At 65.8% G+C, this 1,285-nt stretch carries 1 protein-coding gene; it reads right to left on the reverse strand.

Translation table 11 applies throughout. From position 1 onward, the window contains the following. Positions 1-41 precede the first annotated feature (41 nt). A protein-coding gene (locus tag AB0F40_RS27520) for an IS3 family transposase (RefSeq protein ID WP_357475522.1) occupies positions 42-1,216 on the reverse strand; the annotation gives its coding sequence in 2 pieces (ribosomal slippage) (positions 42-943 and positions 943-1,216; 1,176 coding nt in all). Positions 1,217-1,285: the final 69 nt, after the last annotated feature.

Raw genomic sequence — 1,285 nt, forward strand, 5'->3', positions numbered from 1 at the left:
GGGACTGCCCCAGGAACGGTTGACACGTCTTCTTTGATGAGTCAGGCCGCGAGGGCCAGGGTCTGGTCAGCGTAGACGGTCTCGAACTCGATTGGTGTCATGCGGCCCAGGCGGCGTTGTCGGCGGCGTCGGTGGTAGGTCCTCTCGATCCAGGTCACGATCGCCAACCGGAGCTGCTCGCGGGTGGTCCAGGGGCGGCGGTTCAGGACGTTCTTCTGCAGCAGGGAGAAGAACGACTCCATCGCGGCGTTGTCCCCGCAGGCTCCGACCCGGCCCATCGACCCGGTGATCTGGTGGGACTTCAGGGCGCGGCGCAGCTTCTTGGACCGAAACTGCGACCCGCGGTCCGAGTGCAGCACCGTGCCGACCGCGTCTGGGGTCGTGGGGATGACGTCACGCCTGCTCACGGCATGGTTCAGCGCGTCCACGGCCAGGCGGGCCTTCATCCGCGAGTCGATGGAGTAGCCCACGATCCGCCCCGAGTACACGTCCTTGATCGCGCACAGGTAGAGCTTGCCCTCGCTCGTGGGGTGCTCCGTGATATCCGTGAGCCACAACCGGTTGGGTGCACTGGCGGTGAAGTCGCGCTGGACGAGGTCGTCGTGCACGGGCGGGCCGGCCTTACGCCCGGTGCCCTTCTTACGGTGGATCACCGAGACGATCCCGACCTGCCGGCACAACGCATGCATGGTGTTCTCGCTCACGACGTGTCCGGCGTCTTTCAGGTCGTCAGCGATGAGGCGGTAGCCGAACTCCGGGTCATCGGTGTGGATGTCGAGGGCGGCGTTGATCAGGTGGGCCTGACGCCACTGGGCGTCGGTGACCGGCCGGGCCAGCCACTTGTAGTAGCCCTGACGGGAGAAGCCCAGCACCCGGCAGGTCACCGCGACGGGCAGACCGTCAGCGGCAAGCTCTTGGACCAGCGGGTAGGTCATTTTGGGGAGATCTCCTTGGCGAAGTACGCCGCCGCGCGACGCAGGATCTCTACTTCCTGCTCCAGGACACGGTTGCGCTTCTTCAGCTCACGCAGCTCTGCAGACTCGGCCTGCGTGGCACCGGGACGGTTCCCGTCCTCGACGTCTGCGGACTTGAGCCAGCGGCGCAAGCACGACTCGGTGATCCCGAAGTCCTTGGCGACCTGCGCGATCGGCGTCTGTCCCTGACGGGCGACCGCGATCACGTCACGACGAAACTCGGGTGGGTAAGCCTTGGGCACAACAACATCCTTCCAGCACCGACCTCAGGCCGGTACAGATCAGATGTCAACCGTTCCTGGGGCAGTCCC

The sequence above is a fragment of the Promicromonospora sp. NPDC023987 genome (genome assembly GCF_040639055.1).
Taxonomy (GTDB): domain Bacteria; phylum Actinomycetota; class Actinomycetes; order Actinomycetales; family Cellulomonadaceae; genus Promicromonospora.